The following is a 23,054-nucleotide window of genomic DNA, read 5'->3' as shown; positions in this document are numbered from 1 at the left end:
CGGAGTTGCTCGGCCACGAGCGTCGACCGCACGTGGTGTTCCGATGCACGACCAGCCCGCTCGACCGCGCGGATGGGACCGCACACCCCTCTCCGACGGCCCGCGATGTTGGCCGGCCGCCGGTGAAGCTTCAGTTCCCGCCGGCGCCGCCGAGGAGGCCGCCGCCACCGTCGTCGTCGTCGCCGAGCAGACCTGTGGCGCCATCGAGCAGTCCGTCGACCACCTCGCCGGTGCCGTCGAGGACCTCGTCGACGGCACCGGTGGTGTCCTCGACGAGATCGCCGGTGCCCTCGAGCACGCCGCCGACGGTCTCGTCGATGACGCGGCCGAGGTCGTCGAGCGGACCGGGCAGACGGGGCACGACGGTGCGCAGGTCCGCACCGTCATCGCGACGACCGACGTTTGGCCCCGGCAGCGACGGAGCCGTGGTGGCGCCGTCGGTCACCGTCGAGCCGTCGGGGGCCGGAGCGGGATCGGTGTCGCCCGCTTCGTTGTCGCCGACCGGGACGGCGGGGGCGGCGGGGAGGGGAGCGGAACGCAGGAGATCGGCCAGTGCGCCGTTCCCACCGACGAACGCCGCTGCGGCGTCGGTACTGAAGGCCCCCAGCAGGTCGGCGCGGATCGCCCGCAGCACGGCCAGGGAGTCCTCGGCGTGCGGGCGCACCGTCACCGGGAGCCGGTCGAAGACGTCGGCCAGTCCGCGGGCCTGCTGCTCGGTGAACGCGGCCACCTCGTCGAGCCCCCCCGGGTCACCGGAGCGCTCGGCGACGCGCATCAGCGCCTCGGCACCCGCCCGTGAGCGAGCGTCCATCCGTGCCAGGGTCTCGATGATCGCTTCGTCGCGGACGTCCCCGCGGTCGACGGACCCGGTGACCTCCTCGAGGCGTTCGGTCGCCAGCGAGAGCTCGAGTCGGCCCTGCTCGGCGAGGTCCCCCGCAACGGCGACGCGGACCGACTCGGTGGCCTGCTTGATGCCGTAGAGCGCGTCCCCGGGCAGCGCCTGCTGGGCGGCGACGGCCATGCCGCTGGCGCCGACGAGCACCGAGGCGACACCGGTGGCCACCACGACCCGGCGGCGTGTGCGACGGGCGTCGACGGCTCCCGCGGCGGCGGCGTGCGCTTCGGTGTGGATCTCGGCGAGGATCCGGGTGCGGATGCGGTCACGCGCCTCGGCCTCGAGGACCGGGATCGTGAGCTCGGTCGTCACGGTGCTGGCGAGGGTCGCCAGCTGCCGGACGTCTCGTGGGGCCTCGGTCGCATCGAGGCGCCCCTCGAGGACCTGGGCGAGCTGATCGGCTCGCTCGCGGCGGTTGCTCAGGGTCACCACCTCGGGTTCTCCCTCGGGCCTTGCCCACTCGTCCGGGCATCCATCGGTGCCCGGGCCGACCCCAGCCGAGTCGACGTCGACGTCAACGACCAGGTGGACGCGGAGGTACGGCGCGTGGCCCGGAGCGTCCGTTGGTCGCACAGTGGCATGCGCTTCACGACAGCACCACCAGGATCGACAGCAGACCGGTGAGACCGGTCGCCGCGAACTTCGACAGCTCAGGGTGGTCCTTGACGGCCCCGGCGAGCGCCTTCAGCGCCCGGTACTGGAGCGCCTTGGTCGCGCCCGTCGACCGCTCCATGACCGCGGCGGTCTCGGTCACCGACAGGTCGTGCACGAAGCGCAGCTCGATGACCTCGCGGTGCTCGTCCTTCAGACCCTCGAGCGCGGTCCCGAGCGCGCGGGCGAGGTCGCGGGCGATCGCGATCCGTTCGGGATCATCGGTGCTGGAGTGGAGCGGGGCGGGCTCGCGCACCTCGTCGGTGGTCCGCTCGAGCCGGAAGCGGGCTGACTTGAAGTGGTCGTGGACCCGGTTGCGAGCGATCGTGGTGATCCACGCGCCGAGGTCGACCCCCTGCCACTCGAAGGTGGACAGGCGACGGAAGGCGCGCAGGAACACGTCGCCCACCAGGTCCTCGGCGAGCTGACGGTGACCGACGCGGCGGTAGACGTAGGCGAAGATCTGGTCGACGTACCGGTCGTAGAGGTCCGCGAACGCCTGTGCGTCGCCGGTCCGTGCCCGCTCGACGAGCTCGACGACCTCGGGATCGATCGCCGAGGTCGCGTCGACCGTGGGGACCGCCGTCGCGGTGGCGTCGACGTTCACAGCGCCACCGATCGGCTCAGCTGCACCGCCGCTGCGGCGACGATGGTCGCCAGCAGCAGCACGAGCGCGATGGAGGTTCCCGAGCGCACGAGACCTCCCACGTCCGGACGTCGGTCGGCGGCACGCCGTCGAGGACCCGACATACCGGTGAGGATGGTACGGCACGGCCACCCGGCCGTCGCCCGCCCGATACGGCCATCTGCGCCCCGGCCGAACGGACTAGTCCACCCCGTTCCACCCCGTTCCACCAGCGACCGCCGGCGTCTAACCGAGGAGCGGGGGCACCGTGGGTTGGTCCGCGTCGTCCTCGAGGGCGCTCGGTGCGACCTCGACCACGTCGGGCCGGCCGAGGACCTCCTCGGCCGAGGCGCCCCCGAGCAGCGCGAGGCACTTCTCGCGCTCCTGACGCAGGTAGCCCACCAGCGCCGCGCGATCGTCGAGGTACCGCCGGCAGTCGAGCTCGAGGGTGATCGAGATCTCGTCGACCGCGCCGGCGGCAGCGTCGGCCGCGACCAGGTGCAGGAACCTGGCGAGCGGCAACATGCCGTGACCGAGGGGTGCGTGGCTGTCGCGTCCACCGCCGCGGTTGTCCGACACGTGCAGGTGGACGGCGCGCTGGCGCAGCAGCTCGTAGGCGTGGCAGATGTCGGCCTCGGCCACCCCGAAGTGGGAGGTGTCGAGGACCACGTGATCGAACGGTTCGAGGTGCTCGGCCAACGTGTAGCGGTGGAAGCGGACGGGCCGGCCCACCACCGATACGGGGTACAGGTTCTCGACCCCGATGCGCGTCCCGACCGCCGCGGCGTCGGTGTTGCCCTCCTCGAGCAGGTAGCGGTGGAAGTCGCGCTGCCACCGGAACGGTGGGTGGACGATCATCACGTCGGCATCGAGCGCACCGGCGAGCTCGATCGAGCGCTGGGCCTTCTGGACCAGGTCGGTGCCGAAGACCCGCCGGGTCAGCAGCAGGAACGGTCCGTGCACCACCGGGACCGGGATGCCCTCCTGGGTGCTGGCGTGACGCACCCGTTCGGCGTCCTGGGTCGCCGGGTCCTGGGTGACCATCAGCTCGGCGCCGTCGTACCCGGCCTCGGCGATGACACCGAGCGCCCAGTCGAGGGGTCGGGCGAACAGCGGTCCGGTGGAGGCGAGCAGGCGCATGCGGCGAGCCTAACCCGCACCCCCCACCCGCTCGGGTGGCGACCGGCCGAGGTGGCCGTCGGTCGGACGGGCGTCGAGCGGCGCCGCGGCCGGCCGGTGACCTACGCTCGCACGCCGCCGGCAGGGCGGTACCGACGCTCGTTCGTCGTCGAGAGGATGTACCGGCGTGAGTCCGAAGACCGACGCGCCGGACCTCCGCGATCCGGACCGCATCCCCGACCTGGCTGCCCGGCTGCGTCGGACCGCGCTGCAGCACCCCGACCACCCGGCCCTCATCGCCGGGGATCGCACCGTGACCTACGGCGAGCTCCACGCCCGCGTCGACGCGGTGACCGGCGCCCTGCAGCAGCTCGGCGTCGGCCCGGGCGACCGTGTCGCCATCGTGCTCGGCACCACCGTCGAGTTCGTCGAGACCTACGCCGCGGTCCTGCGCGCCGGGGCGGCCTTCGTCCCGCTGCTGCCCGGCCTCGCCCCGGACGAGCTCCGACACGCCCTCGCCGACGCCGAGGTCGAGTTCGTCTTCGTCGGTCCCGAACGCGCCGCCGACATCGCCGCCCTGCGCGGCGAGCTGCCCCGGCTGCGTCACCTCGTGGCCGTCGACGTGGATGTCGATGACGCCCACCCCTACGAGCAGCTGCTGGCCGAGGCCGGCGAACCCGAGCTCGTCACCCGCGATGCCGAGGATCTGGCCGCGCTGGTCTACACGTCGGGCACCACCGGCCGACCCCGCGGAGCGATGCTGACCCGGGGCAACCTCGCCGCGAACCAGGACCAGTCGCTCGCCGGTCGGTTCGAGGTCGGTGGCGACGACACCGTGCTGCTCGTCCTCCCGCTGGCGCACATCTACGCGCTCAACGTCGGGCTCGGGACCTCGGTGTCGGTCGGCGCCACGATGGTGCTCTGTCCCCGTTTCGACCCCGCCGAGACGCTCGACGCGATCGAGCGCCACCGGGTCACGGTCGTGCTCGGGGCACCGCCGATGTACATCGCCTGGCTCGAGTCGGGGCTGCTCGACCGGACCGACGTGTCGTCGGTCCGGCTGGCGGTCTCCGGTGCCGCGCCGCTCGGCACCTCGACACTCGAACGGTTCGCCGAGGCGACGGGCATCACCATCGAGGAGGGCTACGGGCTGACCGAAGCGTCCCCGTCGGTCAGTTCGACCTCGATGGCCGACGCTGCGATCCCCGGCAGCGTCGGTCTGCCCCTGCCAGGCATCGACCTGCGGCTCGTGGACGCGCAGGGCCACGACGTCGAACCCGGGGACCCCGGCGAGGTCTGGGTCCGTGGCCCGAACGTGTTCCAGGGCTACTGGAACGACCCCGACGCGACCGCCGCGGCGCTCACCCCCGACGGGTGGCTGCGTACGGGGGACGTCGGCATCCAGGACGCGACCGGGGCGCTCCGGCTCGTCGACCGCCTCCGCGACCTGATCATCGTCAGCGGCTTCAACGTCTACCCGCGCGAGGTCGAGCGGGTGCTCGCCGAGGACGAGGCGGTCGCCGAGGCGGCGTCCGTCGGTGCCCCCCACCCGCTGACGGGTGAGACCGTCGTGGCCTACGTGGTCCCGCGCACCGGTCACGAGGTCGACGTCGACGCGCTCGAGGCCCGTTGCCGTGAACGGCTCGCTCGGTACAAGTGCCCGTCACGCATCGAGGTGGTGCCGGTGCTGCCGCACACCGCCACCGGCAAGGTGCGCCGCGGGGAGCTGCGCGGACGCGCCGGAGCGCCCTGATGCGCTGGGGCCGACGCCCCGCTCCCGAGGTCGTCGTCTACACCCGCCAGGGCTGCGGGCTCTGTCGCCGCGCCGAGGACCTCGTCCGACGCGAAGCCCGCGGGTGCCCGGTTCGCGTCATCGACATCGACACCGACCCGCAGCTGCGTGAGCGCTACACCGTGCGCGTCCCGGTCGTCACCGTCGACGGTGACGAGGTCGCCGAGCTCGAGGTGGCCCCCGGCCAGGTCCGGGGTGCGGTGGCCCGGGCGAGGTCGCGGCGGAGCTAACCTCGGACGGTGGCGGCGCGTCGAAGAACCGAGCGCGTTCCCGGGGGAGTGGCGGCACGTGACCGAGCGACGCAGTGACGGCGACCCGAGCACGCGTCGGTCCGACGGCGACCCGAGCACGCGTCGGTCCGACAGCGACCCGAGCGCGCGTCGACCGGCCAGCCGGCTGCCGGTGGCGACCGTGTCGCGGCTGCCCCGCTACCTGCAGGCGCTCGTCGACGCGGCCGAGGCCGATCAGGCGACGATCTCCTCGGACGAGCTGGCGACCGCGGCGGGGCTCAACTCCTCGATCGTGCGCAAGGACGTGTCCTACCTCGGCACGGCCGGCACGCGTGGTGTCGGCTACGCCGTGGGGGATCTGACCACCGAGATCTCCGCCATCCTCGGCATCAGCGTGGACCGCCCCGTGGTCATCGTCGGGATCGGCAACCTCGGGCGGGCACTCGCGAGCTACGACGGGTTCAGCCGCAGGGGCTTCCGGACCGTCGCCCTCGTCGACGCCGACCCGGACCTGATCGGGACGGAGGTGGGCGGACACCACGTCGAGCCGACCGACCTGCTGCCGGACATCGTCCGCGATCGGGGGGTGCACCTCGCGGTCCTCGCGACACCGGCGGCGCACACCCAGGCGGTGGCCGACCAGCTCGTCGCCGCCGGGGTGACCGCGCTGCTGAACTTCGCCCCGGTCCGCCTCGATGTCCCCGACCACGTCACCGTCCGCACGGTCGACCTGTCGACCGAGCTGCAGATCCTCTCCTTCTACGAGCAGCTCGGCGGCAGCGAGCTCCCGGTAGCCACCGGCTGACCGGCCTCCTCGGGAGGTGGATCGCGCCGATCCACGTTCCGGACCGTGCGTCCCGGGCGATACGCTCCGGCGAGCACGCCGCCCGCCCGCTGCCCGAAGGCCATCCGCGTGTCCGTCCTCGTCGTTGGCTGCAACCACCGCAGCGCGGATCTCGCGCTGTTGGAGCGGTTGGCTGTGCCGAACGAGGAGCTGCCGAAGGCGCTCGCCGCCCTCACCCGGCTGCCGCACGTGTCCGAGGCGGCGATCCTGTCGACCTGCAACCGGGTCGAGGTCTACGCCTCGGTCACCCGCTTCCACGCCGGCCTGGCCGAGATCCGCGGGTGGCTGGCCGAGCGCGGTGACGTCCACCCCCAGGACCTCGAGGAGCTGCACTACAGCTACCACGACGACCGGGCCGCGGCGCACCTGTTCGCCGTCGCCGGTGGGGTCGACTCGATGGTCGTCGGTGAGCAGCAGATCGCCGTCCAGGTGAAGGCTGCGATGGAGGCCGCCCGCGCCGAGGGCTCGGCGCGGCGCGTGCTGCAGCGGTTGTTCCGCCAGGCGGTCAGCGTCGGACGTCGGATCCGTCGCGAGACCGACATCTCCTCGGGCGCCTCGTCGATGGTCGACGTCGGCCTCGAGGTGGCACGCCACCGCCTCGGCAGCGCCGACCTGGCGGGCCGCACCGTCCTGATCGTCGGCGCCGGCAAGGTCGGTGTGCTCACCGCTACCCAGCTCCGCGACGAGGGCGTCGGCCGGCTCCTGGTCTGGAACCGCAGCGCCGACAAGGCCGACCGGCTCGCGGCCAAGGTCGCTGGCGAGGTCGTCCCCGCCGGCGGGCTGCGGTCCGCGCTCGTCGCGGCGGACCTCGTGGTCTGCACGACCGGTGCGCCCGAGCCGGTGCTGGACGCCGACCTCGTCGGGTCGGCCCTGACCGAACGCGCCCTCGCGGGGAAGGTCGGCGACGCCCCCCTCGTGCTGCTCGACCTCGCGATGCCCCGCAACGTCGACCCCACCTGCGAGGACCTCGCCGGCGTGAACGTCGTCGACATCGCCGACGTCCGCGACCGAGCCGAGCGCACGGTCGCTGGTGAGGTGCTGGCCAGCGCGCGCGCCGTCGTCGACGAGGAGGCCGAGCTCTTCGCCGCCTGGGTCGCCGCAGCCGAGATCGAGCCGACCATCCGGGCGCTCCGGACCCGTGCCGAACAGGTCCGCACCGACGAGCTCGACCGTCTGGCAGGCAAGCTCGGCGGGCTCGACGACCGGCAGCGGTCCGCCGTCGAAGCCCTCACGCGGGGGATCGTGAACACCCTCCTGCACGAGCCGACGGTGCGGCTCAAGTCGCTCGCCGACGGCGCGGCGGCCGAGTCGCACGCCGACGCCATCCGCGAGCTCTTCGCGCTGGACGACGAGTGAGCTGGTGATGGCCCGGTCCCCGGTTGCGCCCGCGACCGGCCCGTGGCGGCTCGCCACGCGTCGGTCCAACCTGGCCCAGGTCCAGGCCCGTCAGGTCGGTGCCGCCCTCGAAGCCGCAACGGGCCGCCCCTACGAGCTGGTGCCGATGGCCACCACGGGCGACGAACATCCCGACCGCGCGCTCGGCAGCTTCGACACCAAGGGGCTGTTCGTCGACCGGACCCGTCAGGCGGTGCTCGACGGGGACTGCCACCTCGTCGTCCACTCCTACAAGGACCTGCCGACCGAAGCACATCCGGAGTTGGTGATCGGCGGCGTCCCCGCACGCGTCGATCCGCGCGACGCGCTCGTCACCCGCGCGGGGTGGCGGATCGCCGACCTGCCGCGCGATCGTCCCGTCGCGATCGGGACCTCCGCGCCGCGACGGAAGGCCCAGCTGTCCAAGCACCGGCGCGACATCCTGGTGCAGCCCATCCGCGGCAACATCGAGACGCGGCTCGGCAAGGTCGTCAGCGGGGAGGTCGACGGCATCGTCCTCGCGATCGCCGGGCTGCTGCGGGCCAAGCCGGACGTGCCGGGGCTGACCGCCGTGCCGCTCGAGCACGGGGAGATGCTCCACGCTCCCGCGCAGGGGGCGTTGGCGCTCGAGTGCCGGGTCGACGATGCCGCGACGCGCAAGGCGCTCCGCAAGCTCGACGACGAGGACACCCGGCTCGCGGTCACCGCGGAGCGGGAGATGCTGGCCCACCTCCAGGGGGGCTGCACGGCACCGATCGGTGCCCACGCCGAGGTCCGCTCCGGCCCGACGGGCGAGAAGCGCATCGAGCTGCTCGGACTGCTGTCGGACCCGAACGGCACCAACCTCTACCGCGCGTCGCACGAGACCGGCGCGTCCGAGCCCGAGCTGCTCGGCCGGGTCATGGCCGCGACGCTGCTCGAGGCCGGCGGCGGCGAGGTGCTCGCGCGCATGCGCGCCGACCAGGCCTGAGCTCGGTGGCGGCTGCTGGCGCGCCGGGACCGCTGCGGGGGCGACGCGTCCTCGTCACCCGGCCGCCGCACCAGGCGGCGGAGCTCTCCGACCGCATCCGCGCCGCCGGCGGGATCCCGATCGAGGCGCCGACGATCACCACCGTGCCCGGCGACCCGGCTGACCTGCGCGCCGCGGTCGACCGCCTGGCGGCGGGCGCGTACGCCGGTGTGTGCCTGACCTCCGCGAACGGCGTCCACGCGCTCGCACGGGCGTTCCGAGACGCCGGGATCGACCCCGCTCCGGCGCTCCGGGCGTCGACCCTCGTCGGAGCGGTCGGGCCACGGACGGCGGCGCTGGTCGGCGAACTCCTCGGTGTCCGGCCCACCGTGGTGCCCGACACCGCGACGGGCGCAGCGCTCGGCCGGGCCGTCCCGGCGGGTGCGGGCGAGGTGCTCCTGCCACGCGGTGACCTCGCGGGGCGGGACCTCGATGCCGCCCTGAGCGCCGCTGGGTGGACCCCGGTCCCCGTCGTCGCCTACCGCACCGTCACCGCCGAGCGGCTGGCACCCGAGGTGCTCGACGCCCTCGCGGACGGGCACGTCGACCTCCTCTCGTTCACCTCCGCCTCCACCGTCCGCGGCTTCGTGACGCTGATCGGATCGCGGTCGTGGTCGGGCCGGGTCGTGACCATCGGACCGGTCACCTCGGCGGCGTGTCGTGAGCTCGGGATCGAGGCCGCCGTCGAGGCCGACCCGCACGACCTCGGTGGGCTCCTCGACGCCCTCGCTGGGGCGTCCGGCACGAGCGTCGGCCCCGAACACCGGGCCGGAGGCTGAGGGGGCGACGGTGAAGCAGCGGCTGGCGAGGATCCCGTTCGCGCTCCTGGCCGCCGGTGCCGCGGGGCTCGCCGTGGTCTCCCGGGTGATGCGCGGCTCGGACGGACACCACCTGTCGCGTCAGGCCGTCACGGTCGCACCACACGTGCAGCGCTGCGAGGTTGACGCGACCGTGACGGGCACGCGCGACCGCGAGGTCCGCTCGGCTGGGGCAGCCGTCCCGGGTTCGTAGACTCGCCCCTCCCGATGGAGGTGCGACGTGAGCTTCCCCACCACCCGCCTGCGACGGCTGCGTCGGACCCCCGCGCTCCGCTCGGCCTTCGCCGAGACGCGCCTCCACCCGGCGCAGTTCGTGCTGCCGCTGTTCGTGCGCGAGGGCGGACCGGAGCACCCGACGCCCATCGCGTCGATGCCGGGGGTCTCGCAGCACACCACGACGACGGTGGTCGACGTCGCGGCCGAGGCGGTCACCGCCGGCATCGGCGGCGTGATCCTGTTCGGGATCCCGGCGACCAAGGACGCGGTCGGGTCGTCGGGGTGGGACCCCTCCGGCCCGGTCCCGACGGCGACCCGGGCCATCCGCGACCGCGTCGGTGACGACCTGGTCGTGTGGGCCGACGTGTGCCAGTGCGAGTACACCGATCACGGCCACTGCGGCCCGCTCGGTGGGGTCGGCCCCGGGGGAAGTTCTGCTGACGACCAGTTGGTCCGCAACGACGAGGCGGTCGAGGGCTACGTCCGCGACGCGCTGGCCTACGCCGCCGCCGGGGTCGACCTCGTCGCCCCCTCCGGGATGATGGACGGCCAGGTCGCGGCGATCCGCGCCGGGTTGGACGAGGCCGGGCACGAGCGGGTCGGCGTCGTCGCCTACGCCGCCAAGTACGCCTCCGCGTTCTACGGCCCGTTCCGTGACGCGGCGGGTTCGAGCATGTCCGGTGGCGACCGCGCCAGCCACCAGATGGACCCTGGGAACCGCCGCGAAGCCCGGCTCGAGCTCGACCTCGACGCCGCTGAGGGCGCCGACGTGCTGATGGTCAAGCCCGCGCTCGCCTACCTCGATGTGCTCGCCGAGGCCCGCGCGCGCTTCGACCAGCCCCTGGCCGCTTACCAGGTGTCGGGGGAGTACGCGATGCTCGCCGCCGCCGCCGAGCGAGGCTGGCTCGACGGTGACCGGGCGATGCACGAGGCCGTGACGGCGATCGTGCGGGCCGGCGCCGACCAGGTGCTGACCTACGCCGCGCTCCCCCTCGCCCGCGCGCTGCAGGGCTGAACGCCGTGTGTGCTCGTTCGGTCCCCGTGAGCTCTCCTCCGCGTCGGCGAGGTCGTGCCGTGCGTGCTCGCTCGGTCCCCGTGAGCTCTCCTCCGCGCCGCCTGCGAGGCTGCGTGTGACGTCGACGCCGACCGCTCCGTCCTGGCTCGTCGACACGCCGCTCGCCCACCGTGGCTTGCACGGCGGGTCGGTCGCGGAGAACACCCTGCCCGCGTTCGCGGCCGCCCGCGACGCCGGCTTCGGTGTGGAGCTCGACGTCCAGCTGACCCGCGATGGCGTCCCGGTCGTCGTGCACGACCGTGACCTCGAACGGCTGACGGGCCGGGCGGTCCGCGTCGACAGGCTGACGGCCGCCGAGCTCCGGGGTCTGCCGCTGGTCGGGTCGCCCGAGCCCGTCCCCACGCTCGCCGAGGTCCTGGACGTCCTCGGGGCGACCCCGGTGATGGTCGAGTGCAAGTCGCTCGGTCTGCGCGTGGGCCGCCTCGAACGCGTCGTCGCCGACCTCCTCGAGCCCCACACGGGACCCTGGTGCGTGGCGGGCTTCCACCCGGGCACCGCGCGTTGGTTCCGGCGGCACCGGCCCGAGGTCGTCCGCGTCCTCACCTCGGGCCCGCTCGAGAACCTGCCGATCCCCGGGCCGGTCCGCCGCCGGTTGGCGTCGCTGGCCGACCTCGACGCCGCCGCGCCCCACGCCGTGAGCTACGACCTGCGCGGTCTCCCGACGCCGCGGACCGACGGGTGGCGAGAGGCGGGAGGCACGTTGGTGACCTGGACGGTGGCGACCGAGGAGGAGCTCACCCGCGCGCGGCGGCTCGCCGACAACGTCATCTTCGAGGGCGTCCGCCCCCGGATCGGCGGCCCCGCGACGTAGCGGGGTGCTGGTGTGGCGGTGGCGCTACGTGGGGCCCCCGGTAGGGCCCGGTGGGCTCGGTCGCGGGGTAGCGGGGTGCTGGTGTGGCGGTGGCGCCACGTGAGGCCCCCGGTAGACCCGGTGGGCCCGGTCGCGAGGTAGCGGGGTGCTGGTGTGGTCAGGGGGCGCCGGGGATCGGGCGCAGCGGCGGACGTTGGCGCTCGTCGAGCACCCGGTCCAGGAACGCGGCGAGCGCCGCCTCGCAGCCCTCGCGGTCCACGTTCCAGGTGCGGACGTGGCCGGCGCCCCGGACCCGGTGGTAGGTGACCACGTCCTGCCGGGCGGCAGCGAACGCGTCCGACAGCGCGACCGGGACGGTCGCGTCGGCGTCGCCGTGGAACAGCAGCGTCGGCGAACGGAACAGGTTCGGATCGGCGAGGTCGTCGAGACCGCGCCAGTCGATGCGCCGTCGAGCGCCGGCCAGCGCCATGGTCGGTGGCAGGAGGATCGGGAGCACGGCCGGCGGCAGCCCCCGTTGACGGGCGGCTGCCCGGAGCACGGGCCCCCAGTGGCGGACCGGTGCGTCGAGCACCAGGGCGCGGACGTGGGACGCGGCGACGCTCCGACGCAGCAACTCGGCGGCGCAGGCGCCCCCCATCGACACCCCGAGCACGACCACGTCGTCGGCGGCGTGGTGGTCCACGACGTGCTCGATCGCCGCCTCGAGGTCCTCCCATTCGGTGGCGCCGAGGTGGCTGCGTCCATCGGGGGAGGGGGGTGCGCCCGGTGCGTTGCGGTACGACAGCGCCAGGCAGGACACGCCGGCGGCGAGGAAGGTCGGGGCCCAGCGAACGACCTCGCGACGCGAACCGCTCCGGCCGTGGACGAGCACCGCCACCGTCCGGACGGGACGGGTCGGAGCACCCGTCGGCGCGGGGAACCACCAGGCCGGCAGGTCGCCGAGCGGACCGGTGACCTGCTCGTCGTCGACCTCGAGCCCGACGTCGGCCGGGTCCTCCGGGATGGCGTCGGCATCGAGCAGGCCGGTGTCACCGGCCTCGACCTTCCCGACGCGGTGCTCGACGGGGCGACGCACACCGGTCGTGACGTGGGCGAGGTCGGGGTCGTCGGCGTCGAGCGGGACCAGGTCGCCCGGTGGTCCGACCCGGAGCCACCCCCGTCCGGTGTCGAGGCCCCACCAGCCCGGACGCTCCGCCGCGGGCCCCGCCAGCACCACGCTCGATCCGTCGAGATCGCGGACCTGGACACCGTCGTCGGGCAGCGGCGGGACCGGCCGGCGGCCGGGTGCCTCGGTGATGCGCTCGGCGTAGTACCAGGTGGCACCCCCCGCGGCGGCCAGCAGCGCCGCGGTCCCACCTCCGGCGAGCGCGGCGACGCGACGCCGGCGGTCGGTCATGGCCGAGGTCGACGCCGCGCGGCGCCGACGCGCGCGTGGCTGGCTCGTCAGCCCCCGGCGACGGCCGCGGCCCGACCCCCCGCTGCTCGCGCCGTCCGCGACCACCTACCCTCCGCTCACCGCTGCCGGACGTCCCCCGGCGCCGGCCTCCACGTCCCCTTCGACGTGAACCCTGCCAGACTCCTGCCCCGACACGGAGCTACCGGTGTCCGACGCTTCGCGGTCCGCCGCCCTGTTCGAACGCGCCCAGGCGGTCATCCCCGGCGGGGTGAACTCCCCGGTCCGGGCCTTCTCCTCCGTCGGGGGGACCCCACGGTTCATCCGACGCGGGCACGGCGCGATCGTCGAGGACGAGGACGGCCGCTCGTACGTCGACCTGGTGAACTCCTGGGGACCGCTGCTGTTCGGTCACGCCCGGCGTGAGGTGGTCGAGGCCGCCACGGCCGCGCTCGAACGCGGGTCGTCCTTCGGCGCGCCGACCGAGGGCGAGGTGCAGCTCGCCGAGCGGGTGATCGACGCCGTGCCGTCCATCGACAAGCTCCGGCTGACCAGCTCGGGGACCGAAGCAGCGATGAGCGCCATCCGGCTCGCCCGTGGCGCGACCGGCCGATCCAAGCTGCTCAAGTTCGTCGGCCACTACCACGGGCACGCCGACGCGCTGCTGGTGGCAGCGGGGTCCGGCGTCGCCACCCTCGGGATCCCTGGTTCGCCGGGCGTCACCGACGGCGCCGCTGCCGACACCGTGCTCGTGCCCTGGAACGACCGGGCCGCGGTCACGGCCGCGGTCGACGCGCACGCCGACGACCTCGCCGCGATCCTGTGCGAGCCGGTCCCGGCGAACATGAACCTCGTCGCCCCCGAGGAGGGGTTCCTGGCCTTCCTCCGCGAGCAGGCGGACCGCGTGGGCGCGGTCCTGGTCTTCGACGAGGTCATCTCCGGGTTCCGGCTCGCCCGCGGTGGCGCGCAGGAGGTCCACGGTGTCACCCCTGACCTGACCGTGCTCGGCAAGGTGCTCGGGGGCGGGTTCCCGTTGGCCGCCTTCGGGGGGCGGGCCGACCTGATGGACCACCTCGCACCGGTCGGGTCCGTCTACCAGGCCGGCACGTTGTCGGGGAACCCCGTGGCCGTCGCCGCCGGCCTCGCGCAGCTGGCGCTGCTCGAGGACCCGGAGGTCCACCGCCGTCTGCGGGCGACCACCGATCGCATCGTCACCGACCTGCGCCACGTGTTCGCCGATCACGACCTGCCCGTGCAGGTGCTCCAGCACGGCACGCTCGCCGGGGTCGTCTTCGCCGACGCCGCACCGGGGCGCTACGAGGACGTCGCGGCCGCCGACCACGACCGCTACGGCCGGTTCTTCCACCTGATGCTGGACCGCGGCGTGTACCTCGCCCCGTCCGGCTACGAGGTCATCTTCACCTCGCTCGCCCTCGAGGAGCGCCACCTCGACCAGGTGGCCGAGGCCGCCGCCAGCGCGGCCGCGGCGCTGGGCTGAGCCGCGCGGCGCCCGGAGGTCTGCGACCGATCTTTTGGTGGCCCTCCCCGGCCGTTGGTAGCCTCCGCCCACCACCGCTCGTGCGTACGCGCACGCGTGGCCCGGTAGGTCCGCGATACCCCCGTCTGCATCCGTCCCCCGTCACCGTCGCACCGAGCCCGAACGGTGGCTCGCCGGCGGCCGAGGAGAGGCAAGCCCCGTGCTGGAGTGGTTCCGCGAGTTCGGTGCCGCCATCCCCGACGCGCTGCGTGCGCTGTACTACTTCGGCGACCCGGCGAGCACCGGGCAGGGCTGGGTCGGGGCCGCGATCATGCTGCTGTGGCTCGGCCCGTTGATGGCGCTCCCGCTGTACCTGGCGAAGCTGACCTACGGCCGGCGTGAGTGGGTCTCGGCGACCATGGGTGTCATGGGCGCGTCCAGCTTCATCTGGTGGGTGCACGGTGTCCTGCCGCACGCCTGGATCCAGTTCGTCCAAGCCAACGAGAACGTGCTCGCCGGCGTGATCATCCCGGAGACGGCCGGTTTCGACATCGAGGACTACCGGCTCCAGATCGCCTCGAACCTCTACGGGGTCATCGCCGAGTCGGTGGTCGCGGTCCTGATGATGGGGGGCATCGTGGTGACGCTCCTGATCTTCCTCAAGGTCCAGAAGCAGTACCCGAAGTCGCTCGCCGCCGGCGAGGTCAAGCCGGAGGCCGGTGGCTACAAGTGATCCGAGGCACCGCAGCAGGTACCGAGGCACGTGACGCACCGCGACGACGCACAGGAAGGAGGACGACGTGGGCAAGACCGACAGGGGCGAGCACCCGCTGATGTTCGACGACTACGTCGTCCAGCAGGTCGACGCGCAGTGGCTGCAGGAGCGCGTCAAGCCGAAGCGTCACATCGGGCTCACCGCCGAACTCTGCATCCTGTGCCGCGCCTGCGAGGACGTCTGTCCCTGGGAGTGCATCTTCATGATGTCGCCGGGGATCATCCAGGACGCTGACAACCCGGAGCTCGTGACCCTCGCGGCCCAGTCCCACGCGGTGTTCATCATCGACGACAACGAGTGCACGCGCTGCGCCATCTGCGTGGAGCGCTGCCCCTCCGACGCGCTGTGGCTCGGGCGTACCGACAACTAGGAGCAGGACGAGTGGCGAAGCGACCGAGCTTGCCGAGCTGGGGCGAGACGAAGACGAACGTCCAGGACAACGTGATCTGGAAGTCGATCTTCCGCCCGGGGTCGATCTACCGCAAGGGCTACCGCGACACGTCGCGGGACCGCGCCCTCGCGGCGATGAACAACGTCCTCTACCACCTGCACCCGGTGAAGGTGAAGCGCCACGGTCTCAAGCTGACCTACACCTACTGCTTGGGCGGCCTGAGCTTCTTCCTGTTCATCCTGCTGACCATCACCGGCATCTTCCTGATGTTCTTCTACACCCCGGCCGCCGGTGCCGGCACCGAGCTCGCCTACCTCAACATGCGCGAGCTGTCGGCGTCGGTCACCTTCGGCAACCTGGTGCGCAACATGCACCGGTGGGGTGCCCACGCGATGGTCTTCACCGTGTTCCTGCACATGGCGCGCGTCTTCTACCACGGGGCCTACAAGCCGCCGCGGGAGTTCAACTGGGTCGTCGGCGTCATCCTGCTGCTGCTGACCCTGCTGCTGAGCTTCACCGGCTACCTGCTGCCCTGGGACCAGCTCGCCCTCTGGGCCGTCACCGTCGGCACCAACATGATGGGCTACACCCCGGTCTTCGGTGACCAGGTGCAGTTCGTGCTCCTCGGTGGCGTCTCGATCGGGCCGGCGACCCTGCTGCGCTGGTACGTGCTCCACGTCCTGTTCATCCCGTTCGTGACGGTGGTCTTCCTCGCGGTCCACTTCTGGCGGATCCGCAAGGACGGCGGGATCTCCGGCCCCCTGTGACACACCCGGCGTGAGCCAGCCCCACGGGCACGGTGACGACGGCGAGAGGTGAGACGAGATGGCGGAAGAGGTCCAGATGGATCAGGCGGTCTACGACCGTCTGATCGCGGACGGCATGTCCGAGCGCATGGCTCGGGCCAAGGCCAAGGCCGCGAGCGTCCGCGCTGCCAAGATCGCCGAGGGACAGAGCCTCGGACCCAAGCCCGCCGAGGAGAACACCAAGGCCCTCGAGGCGTTCCGCGAGAAGAAGGGCGGTGGCGGCGGCGTCGCGACCAAGCAGGCGGCGCCGGCCGAAACCGGTGGCGGCGGGCGGCTCACCCCCGAGGAGCGCGCGGCCCGCGTCGCGGCATCGCTCGGTAACGGCAACGGGTCCGGCTCCATCGGTGTGCCCGCCGCCAGCGGCCACACCCACCGCATGCTCGCGCTCGTGCCCCCCGCCGGGATCCAGCAGGTCCAGTCCAAGCAGATGGACAAGGTCTACACCTGGCCGCACCTGCTGCTGGTCGAGTTCGTCGCCCTGCTGGCGATGGGCTCGCTGCTGCTGATCGTGTCCTTCTTCCTCGACGCGCCCCTCGGCTCGCTGGCCAACCCCAACGAGGTCCCAGCCATCAACAAGGCGCCGTGGTACTTCATGGGTCTGCAGGAGCTGCTGCGCTACTTCCACCCGATGATCGCTGGCGTCACCCTGCCGGGCGTGTTCCTCGTCGGGCTGATGGCCACTCCCTACGTCGACAAGAACCCCTCCGCGCGGCCCGAGAACCGCAAGGTCGCCAACCTCGCCTTCACCTTCTTCCTGGCCTTCTGGGGGATCCTGGTCATGATCGGGTCCTTCCTCCGCGGGGCCGGCTACGAGTGGGTCTGGCCCTTCACCCAGGGCCTCGGGTTCACCCTGTGACCGCTTCCACGAGCTTGCGTGCGGCGCCCCTGCGGCGCTGGGAGGAGCACCAGATCATGACCGACGACCAGAAGGGAACGCGATGAGCCGCCTCGACCTGCCCAGGGTCGAGCGCCGGGCCTTCCTGCGCTACGGCATGTTCGGTGCCGTCAGCGCCGGTCTCGGCGGCTTCGGCCTGGCCTCGCTCGGCTTCCTCTACCCGCGCCCCGGTGACGAGCTCACCGGCGAGGTGCCGCTCGAGAACGCCGAAGCGCTCGCCCAGACCATCGAGGAGTCCCGCACCCCGGTGCGCGTCCCCGACGGCGGGATCTCGATCGTCAGCTGGGACCCTTCCAACGAGGCGGCGATGGGGCTCTACGGCGAGGACCACGCGATCGTCGAGTCCAGCGGTGTGGGTCTGATGGCGCTGTACAGCCAGCGGTGCGTGCACCTCGGGTGCGCCGTGCCGTGGTGCCAGAGCTCCCAGTGGTTCGAGTGCCCCTGCCACGGGTCGCGCTACAACCGCTGGGGCGAGTACACCGGCGGACCGGCGCCACGGGGACTCGACCGTTACTCCTCCTACATCGACGACGCCGGCATGTACGTCGTCGACCTCGGCAACCTGATCACCGGGACCGCCCGGACGGCCAACGCGTTGGAGCAGCCCCAGGAGGGGCCGAACTGCGTCGACGCCTGAGCTGCGTCCTGCGAGGGGAAGCACCGACATGACCAACCTGTTCGTCGCCGTCGAGAGCGGTGGCAGCGGCGCAGCCGTCCCGATCATCCTGCTGGTGGTCGCGCTGATCGGCTTCGCGGTCGCCTACTTCGTCGTGGGCCCCGGCAAGAACCGTCAGGGACCCAAGCGTCACGGCGACATCCCGCTGTCGATGCGGCCCTACCACTCCGACGAGGAGCTCGAGACCACCGGGATGGAGCGGGCGATGGCGTGGGGGGTGGCCTTCGCCGTGTTCTCCGCGCTGTTCCTCCCGCTGTACTGGGTCATCGAGCCCAACCGCATCGCGGAACGCAACAACGACTTCTACGAGCAGGACGTCGCCGCCGGCCGCCAGCTGTTCCAGGACGCCTGCGCGTCGTGCCACGGTGTCGACCTCGGGGGCGGATCCGCTCCGAACCCCGACGCCGAGATCGCGGCGCCCTGGCCGGCGCCGGCCCTGAACAACATCGTCGCCCGCTACGAGGACTCCGAGGTCGTCGAGGACCCGTACGAGCTCATCATGATGACCCTCGAGAACGGTCGGCCCGGGACGCCGATGCCGGCCTTCAGCGTCGGTGCCGGCGGTCAGTACTCCGACAACCAGCTCAACCAGGTCGCCGCCTACATCCTGTCGATCCAGACCGGTGAGGTGCCCGAGGTCGACGCCCAGGCGTTCGTCGGTCGCTCCGGCGAGGACCTGTTCGCCGACCACTGCGCCCGCTGCCACGGTGCCGACGGCCAGGGGGTGGTCGGACCGACGCTGCAGAACCTCTACGAGCGTTACGGCGTCGGCGAGGGTGACGACCCCGAGGAGGGCCGCGAGGTCGCACGCCAGGCGATCCTGCAGGGCCGCTACGTGCCTGGCTTCGCCCCCATGCCCTCGTTCCGCCAGGTCCTCTCCGAGGATGCGATCGAGGCGGTCATCGACCACATCGAGTCGTTCCAGACCACCGGCGGTCCCCGCTACGGCCAGATCGGCGGCCCACCCGCCGCGGAAGGTGACGACCAGTGAGCGCGACCCTCTTCCTCGCGGTCGAGAGCGTCATCCCGGCCGACCACCCGGCCGCGATCCTCGCCATCCCGCTCGGGCTGCTGTTCTTCAGCGGCTCGGTCATCATGCTGCTGTGGTCGAACTACGGCCTCAAGAAGGCGACCGCCATGTACGGCGTGGCCTTCTTCGGGTTCGGGTTCCTGCTCGGGATGTTCTTCTGGTTCGGCGGTCCGGGCATCCCGGCTGGGCTCGGCATCACCCACCTGCCCGGGCAGACCTCCACCCACTACGACCCGGTCTGGTACGGGTTCGAGGCCGGGTCGGAACGGGCCGAGTCCTTCCCCGCCAGCAACGACCCGGACTCCTTCGAGGACGCGGTCGCCTTCGTCGACCGCCAGGACCTCAGCGAGGAGCGGCTCAACACCGACCCGCGCTACGCCTCGGTCGTCGGTGAGGTCGGCCAGGCCAGCGACGTCATGGCCAACCAGTACCTGCCGGTCGATGAGAACGGTGTGGCCCAGATCGGGGCCGAACGCCGGTCCGAGCTCGAGGAGCAGATCGCCGAGCTCGTCGACTCGACCCCCGAACTGCAGGGCGACAACGTCCGCCGGGCGCCGACGTTCTACACCCAGGAGGCGGTCGGCGAGCCCCGGGTCACCCAGGACCAGGGCGTGCGGGTCGTGACCCAGCAGTTCCGCACCCTGGCCAACTTCGTCGACCGCGAGTCCGGTGTCCCGATCCTGCCCGCGACCGAGAGCGAGGACGAGGTCGCGATGGGGTGGCCGGTCGGGGAGGAGACCGACTGGTTCGCCTTCCAGGACCCTGGAGCCGAGTGGTTCCCGTCGATGCTGTGGACGGTCATCGCGGCCCTCGGCTTCGCCGGCAGCCTGTTCTGGCTCGACCTGCTCGAGGTCCGCGACAAGCGGCGCGAGCTCGAACAGGTCGAGGAACCCGAGGATCTCGCGGTCCCGATCGCGCAGTGACCGGCTGACGCCCCACGCGCCGCCCCGACGGGCGCCGGCCCCGTCGGCGCCCGTCGCGCGTCCACGAGTTGGCACCCGCGCTGCCTCCCGGCACCCTGACGCTCCCACGGCGGCGGACGCGTGTCCGACACGTCGTCCCGTCCGGTTCCACCGCCCGTCTCCGCCACCCCCGGCTCGACAGGACCGCCGCGTGCCCCGCCTGGTCGCTGCCTTCGGTCTGCTCGCCCTGCTCGCCGCCGGGTGCGCCGGCGGCGCCAGCGCGGCCGACTGTGACCGGCTCCCCGGTGTCCGACCGAACCTGTGCATCACGCCCGTCGAGGACCGCGAGCCCGCCCCCACGCGGGTGGCCCCGATCCTCGGTGATGCGACGGCCGAGACGAGCGTGACGTCGCTCGCCGGTGCCCCCGCGATGCTGAACTTCTGGGGCTCGTGGTGCGGGCCGTGCCGCACCGAGCAGCCCGAGCTCACCGAGATCGCCGAGCGCTTCGCCGGCGAGGTCGGGTTCCTCGGCGTCAACGTCGCCGACCCGACGCCCAACGCCCTGGCGTTCGTCCGCGAGTTCGACGTGCCCTACCCCTCGGTGCACGACCCGGCCGGCAGCTACGCCGCCGCCTTCGGGGGGATCGGCCCGAGCGTGATGCCCTCGACGCTGCTGCTCGACGGCGAGGGGCGCGTCGCGGTCCGCATCTTCGGCTCCACCGACGCGACCGAGCTGACGGTCCTGCTCGGTCAGCTGCTGGAGGAGGCCGGCCGTGGCTGAGCAGGTGCAGCTGCTGATCTCCGACGCGAACCTCCTCGTCGCGGCGGCCGTCGCGTTCGCGGCCGGCTTGCTGTCGTTCGCCTCGCCGTGCGTCCTGCCGCTCGTGCCCGGCTACCTGTCGTACATGACCGGCCTGTCGGGTCAGGACCTGGCCACCGGCGGGGCCCGCGCCCGCGGTCGGGTGCTGCTCGGCTCCACCCTGTTCGTCGTCGGCTTCGCGATCCCCTTCGTGATGCTCGGGTTCGCCGCCGGGACCCTCAGCTTCCTCGAGCGCAACACCGGCGCTCGGGTCGGGCTCGGGCTGCTGGTGGTGGTGCTCGGCGCTGCCATGGCGTCGGGACGCCTGGTCCGCGAGGCGCGCTTCGCCGCCACCGCACCGACGAAGGGGCTCGCCAGCGCCCCGCTGCTCGGCTTCGTGTTCGGTGTCGGCTGGACCCCCTGCCTCGGTCCCGCGGCCGGCGCCATCCTCACCCTGTCGGCGTCGGTCAGCGGCGGCGTGTCCGGCCGCGGGGCGATCCTCGGGTTCGTCTACGCGTTCGGCCTCGGCGTGCCGTTCATCCTGGTCGGCCTGCTGTTCCGCCGCATGAGCGGCACGCTCGGCTTCCTGCGACGCAACGCCCGGGGGCTGCAGATCGGCGGCGGCGTGTTCATCTCGCTCGTCGGTGTCGCCATCGCCACGGGCCTGTGGGAGCGGTTCATCTTCTACCTCCGGCCCCTCATCAGCGGCTTCGAGGTACCCCTGTGACCTCGACCGAGCACCTCGAGTCGCAGGCGCCACCGGAGATGAACCCGTCGGTGGGTCGCCGACCGTCGCCGCGCGGCCCACAGGGCCCGGCCCGGTTCGCGTGGGACAGCGTGCTGATGGGCTGGCGTTGGCTCGTGCGGATGCGCACGGCCCTGTACCTGCTCGGCGTGCTCGCCATCGAGACGCTGATCGCGACGGTGGTCCCGCAGGACCCGAACGTGCCGACCACCGTCGACGGGTGGCTCGCCGGCACGGAGGGGCCGGGCGCCACCGTGTCGGCCGTGCTCGACACCTTCGGGCTGTTCGACGTCTACGGCTCGACGTTGTTCCTCGCGACCCTGTTCCTGCTCTACCTGTCGCTGACCGCCTGCATGATCCCGAGGGTCCGGGCGTGGGTCCGGCTCGTCCGCCGCTCGGTGCCGCCGCGCAGCCGCTACCCGGACCGCGCCGAGGTCGTCGCCACCTTCGACACCGACGCGTCCCCGGACGACGTCCACGCCGCCGCGAAGCAGCTGTTGGCTGCGCGACGCTGGCGGGTTCGGGACGAGGTCGTCGACGGGGCCGGGCCGCCGCAGGTCGCCGCGGAGAAGGGGCTGTGGTCGCGCGAGGGCGGCTCGTTGCTGTTCCACCTCTCCTTCTACGTCCTGCTCGGCGCCGTGGTGTTCGGGCAGCTGGCCGGCTTCACGGGCCAGGTCGGCGTCGTCGAGGGTGAGCCCGGCTTCTCCGACACCATCTCGCAGTACTGGGTGCGGGACCCGGGCCGCCTCTGGGACGACGGCGACCACGCGGCCTGGACCCTCTCGCTCGACGGCTTCGAGGTCGACTGGGTCCGCGACCCCCTCGCCCCCGGTGCCGGCCAGGCCACCACCTTCGCTTCGGACGTGACCGTGATGTCGGCGGACGGCGAGGTGACCGAGACCCGCATCGAGGGCAACGCGCCGGTCACCTTCGACGGGATGAAGGTCACCCAGCTCGACTGGGGCTACGCGCCCCTGTTCCAGGTCGAGGTCGACGGCGAGGTGGTGTGGGAGGACTTCGCGATCGCTCGCGCCAGCGGTGACGGCATCCCGCACTTCCGCACGGCAGCCAAGGCCGCGTCGGCCGACCCCGACGTCGGGCTCGACGTGTTCCTGTTCCCCTTCGCCCCCGACGGCGACGACGGCCCTCAGCTCACGGGCGCCCCGTGGGCCGACGCGCCGCTCGCGGTCATCCGCAGCTACCGCGGTGACCTGCAACTCGGGCGCACCCAGCAGTCCATCTGGCAGCTCGATACCTCCGCGCTCGACCCGGCGGGTGACGCCTCGCTCCGGCCGGGCACCGAGGTCGTCTTCGACGACGGCGTCACGGTCCGCTTCGTGGAGCTCAGGCGCTGGGTCGGCTTCCAGGTCTCGAACCGTCCGCAGCTGCCGTGGCTGTTGCTCGCGTCCGCGATGTTGCTCGGTGGCCTGTGGCTGGCCCTGTACGCCTACCGCCGGCGCCTCTGGGTCGCCGCGTCCCGGGACGCGAGTACGGGCCGTACCCTCGTGACCGCCGGCGGCCGCGCGTTCCAGCGGCCGCAGGAGTTCGAGGAGGAGCACGAGCAGCTCGTCCGTGCCCTCGCCGACGCGACCGGCGGTACGCCGGTCGAACTCGCCCCGCAGGCGCCGCGCGGCGCCGGGGCCCCCCCCCCCCCGGCCGACCCCCCCCTGACCCTGACCGCCCCCCCCCCCCCCCCAACCCCCCCC

At 73.0% G+C, this 23,054-nt stretch carries 23 protein-coding genes and 1 pseudogene; 20 read left to right on the top strand and 4 right to left on the bottom strand.

Features of this window, described 5'->3' with window-relative positions; genetic code table 11:
- Positions 1-130: 130 nt before the first annotated feature.
- The 3 genes from WEB03_RS10000 to WEB03_RS09990 all read right to left on the bottom strand — a co-directional run bounded on the left by WEB03_RS10000 (position 131) and on the right by WEB03_RS09990 (position 3,311).
- The gene (locus WEB03_RS10000; protein ID WP_368070800.1) at positions 131-1,324 is read right to left on the bottom strand and encodes a DUF5667 domain-containing protein; all 1,194 of its coding nucleotides are present in this window, start codon (positions 1,322-1,324) and stop codon (positions 131-133) included.
- A 157-nt stretch (positions 1,325-1,481) separates the two neighbouring features.
- Positions 1,482-2,153, bottom strand: a complete 672-nt coding sequence (locus WEB03_RS09995; protein WP_368070799.1) for an RNA polymerase sigma factor — start codon at positions 2,151-2,153, stop codon at positions 1,482-1,484.
- Between the two features lie 264 nt (positions 2,154-2,417).
- A complete protein-coding gene (locus WEB03_RS09990) occupies positions 2,418-3,311 on the bottom strand; it encodes a sugar phosphate isomerase/epimerase family protein (protein ID WP_368070798.1) in 894 nt (297 codons plus the stop codon).
- 166 nt (positions 3,312-3,477) lie between these two features.
- Between WEB03_RS09990 and WEB03_RS09985 the strand changes: the two genes are divergently transcribed.
- The 9 genes and pseudogenes from WEB03_RS09985 to WEB03_RS09945 all read left to right on the top strand — a co-directional run bounded on the left by WEB03_RS09985 (position 3,478) and on the right by WEB03_RS09945 (position 11,459).
- Positions 3,478-5,043, top strand: coding sequence for an AMP-binding protein (locus tag WEB03_RS09985; RefSeq protein WP_368070797.1), 1,566 nt, complete (start codon positions 3,478-3,480; stop codon positions 5,041-5,043).
- Positions 5,043-5,312 carry a glutaredoxin family protein gene (locus tag WEB03_RS09980; RefSeq protein ID WP_368070796.1) on the top strand — a complete coding sequence of 90 codons (270 nt, stop codon included), beginning with the start codon at positions 5,043-5,045 and terminating at the stop codon, positions 5,310-5,312. Before WEB03_RS09985 ends, WEB03_RS09980 begins: the two co-directional genes overlap by 1 nt.
- 145 nt (positions 5,313-5,457) lie before the next feature.
- Positions 5,458-6,081: pseudogene (locus WEB03_RS09975) on the top strand (redox-sensing transcriptional repressor Rex); the annotation flags it as partial.
- Between the two features lie 144 nt (positions 6,082-6,225).
- Entirely contained in the window at positions 6,226-7,512 is a 1,287-nt protein-coding gene (locus WEB03_RS09970; RefSeq protein ID WP_368070795.1) for a glutamyl-tRNA reductase, read from the top strand.
- Positions 7,513-7,519: 7 nt separating this feature from the next.
- Positions 7,520-8,500, top strand: coding sequence for a hydroxymethylbilane synthase (gene hemC / locus WEB03_RS09965; RefSeq protein ID WP_368070831.1), 981 nt, complete (start codon positions 7,520-7,522; stop codon positions 8,498-8,500).
- 5 nt (positions 8,501-8,505) lie between these two features.
- On the top strand, positions 8,506-9,318 hold the full coding sequence (locus tag WEB03_RS09960; protein ID WP_368070794.1) for a uroporphyrinogen-III synthase: 813 nt from the start codon (positions 8,506-8,508) through the stop codon (positions 9,316-9,318).
- 10 nt (positions 9,319-9,328) lie between these two features.
- The gene (locus tag WEB03_RS09955; protein ID WP_368070793.1) at positions 9,329-9,550 is read left to right on the top strand and encodes a hypothetical protein; all 222 of its coding nucleotides are present in this window, start codon (positions 9,329-9,331) and stop codon (positions 9,548-9,550) included.
- A gap of 27 nt (positions 9,551-9,577) precedes the next feature.
- Complete coding sequence (hemB, locus tag WEB03_RS09950) at positions 9,578-10,588, top strand: porphobilinogen synthase (RefSeq protein ID WP_368070792.1); 1,011 nt, start codon at positions 9,578-9,580, stop codon at positions 10,586-10,588.
- Between the two features lie 115 nt (positions 10,589-10,703).
- A complete protein-coding gene (locus tag WEB03_RS09945; RefSeq protein ID WP_368070791.1) occupies positions 10,704-11,459 on the top strand; it encodes a glycerophosphodiester phosphodiesterase family protein in 756 nt (251 codons plus the stop codon).
- A gap of 157 nt (positions 11,460-11,616) precedes the next feature.
- On the opposite strand, the gene WEB03_RS09940 is transcribed toward WEB03_RS09945, so the two are convergent.
- Positions 11,617-12,855, bottom strand: coding sequence for an alpha/beta hydrolase (locus WEB03_RS09940; protein ID WP_368070790.1), 1,239 nt, complete (start codon positions 12,853-12,855; stop codon positions 11,617-11,619).
- Positions 12,856-13,060: 205 nt separating this feature from the next.
- On the opposite strand from WEB03_RS09940, the gene hemL reads away from it, so the two are divergent.
- The 11 genes from hemL to WEB03_RS09885 all read left to right on the top strand — a co-directional run.
- The gene (hemL, locus tag WEB03_RS09935; protein ID WP_368070789.1) at positions 13,061-14,350 is read left to right on the top strand and encodes a glutamate-1-semialdehyde 2,1-aminomutase; all 1,290 of its coding nucleotides are present in this window, start codon (positions 13,061-13,063) and stop codon (positions 14,348-14,350) included.
- 199 nt (positions 14,351-14,549) lie between these two features.
- Positions 14,550-15,062, top strand: a complete 513-nt coding sequence (locus WEB03_RS09930) for a hypothetical protein (protein ID WP_368070788.1) — start codon at positions 14,550-14,552, stop codon at positions 15,060-15,062.
- Between the two features lie 67 nt (positions 15,063-15,129).
- Positions 15,130-15,474, top strand: a complete 345-nt coding sequence (locus WEB03_RS09925; RefSeq protein WP_368070787.1) for an NADH-quinone oxidoreductase subunit I — start codon at positions 15,130-15,132, stop codon at positions 15,472-15,474.
- A gap of 71 nt (positions 15,475-15,545) precedes the next feature.
- Positions 15,546-16,262, top strand: a complete 717-nt coding sequence (gene extP / locus WEB03_RS09920; protein ID WP_368070830.1) for a selenite/tellurite reduction operon b-type cytochrome ExtP — start codon at positions 15,546-15,548, stop codon at positions 16,260-16,262.
- Positions 16,263-16,320: 58 nt separating this feature from the next.
- Entirely contained in the window at positions 16,321-17,157 is an 837-nt protein-coding gene (locus WEB03_RS09915; RefSeq protein ID WP_368070786.1) for a menaquinol-cytochrome c reductase cytochrome b subunit, read from the top strand.
- 82 nt (positions 17,158-17,239) lie between these two features.
- Complete coding sequence (locus WEB03_RS09910; RefSeq protein WP_368070785.1) at positions 17,240-17,833, top strand: ubiquinol-cytochrome c reductase iron-sulfur subunit; 594 nt, start codon at positions 17,240-17,242, stop codon at positions 17,831-17,833.
- A 28-nt stretch (positions 17,834-17,861) separates the two neighbouring features.
- Entirely contained in the window at positions 17,862-18,863 is a 1,002-nt protein-coding gene (locus tag WEB03_RS09905) for a cytochrome c (protein WP_368070784.1), read from the top strand.
- Entirely contained in the window at positions 18,860-19,825 is a 966-nt protein-coding gene (locus tag WEB03_RS09900; protein ID WP_368070783.1) for a hypothetical protein, read from the top strand. Before WEB03_RS09905 ends, WEB03_RS09900 begins: the two co-directional genes overlap by 4 nt.
- A 190-nt stretch (positions 19,826-20,015) precedes the next feature.
- On the top strand, positions 20,016-20,585 hold the full coding sequence (locus WEB03_RS09895; protein ID WP_368070782.1) for a TlpA family protein disulfide reductase: 570 nt from the start codon (positions 20,016-20,018) through the stop codon (positions 20,583-20,585).
- Positions 20,578-21,330 (top strand): cytochrome c biogenesis CcdA family protein, encoded by a 753-nt coding sequence (locus WEB03_RS09890; RefSeq protein ID WP_368070781.1) that lies wholly within the window; start codon positions 20,578-20,580, stop codon positions 21,328-21,330. The genes WEB03_RS09895 and WEB03_RS09890 overlap by 8 nt, the downstream gene beginning before the upstream one ends.
- Positions 21,327-23,054, top strand: a 1,728-nt coding sequence (locus WEB03_RS09885) for a cytochrome c biogenesis protein ResB (RefSeq protein WP_368070780.1), incomplete at its 3' end; no start/stop codon positions are given. The genes WEB03_RS09890 and WEB03_RS09885, both read left to right, overlap by 4 nt.

Source organism: Nitriliruptor sp., assembly GCF_040882075.1.
Lineage (GTDB): Bacteria > Actinomycetota > Nitriliruptoria > Nitriliruptorales > Nitriliruptoraceae > Nitriliruptor.
This window is presented reverse-complemented; position numbering and strand designations above follow the sequence as displayed.

Bases quoted from the DNA above. Each gene is read 5' to 3' on its own strand.
- WEB03_RS09940 (WP_368070790.1), bottom strand. From the start codon at position 12,855: ATGACCGACCGCCGGCGTCGCGTCGCCGCGCTCGCCGGAGGTGGGACC.
- WEB03_RS09980 (WP_368070796.1), top strand. From the start codon at position 5,043: ATGCGCTGGGGCCGACGCCCCGCTCCCGAGGTCGTCGTCTACACCCGC.
- WEB03_RS09905 (WP_368070784.1), top strand. From the start codon at position 17,862: ATGACCAACCTGTTCGTCGCCGTCGAGAGCGGTGGCAGCGGCGCAGCC.
- WEB03_RS09910 (WP_368070785.1), top strand. From the start codon at position 17,240: ATGAGCCGCCTCGACCTGCCCAGGGTCGAGCGCCGGGCCTTCCTGCGC.
- WEB03_RS09915 (WP_368070786.1), top strand. From the start codon at position 16,321: ATGGCGGAAGAGGTCCAGATGGATCAGGCGGTCTACGACCGTCTGATC.
- hemC (WP_368070831.1), top strand. From the start codon at position 7,520: ATGGCCCGGTCCCCGGTTGCGCCCGCGACCGGCCCGTGGCGGCTCGCC.
- WEB03_RS09990 (WP_368070798.1), bottom strand. From the start codon at position 3,311: ATGCGCCTGCTCGCCTCCACCGGACCGCTGTTCGCCCGACCCCTCGAC.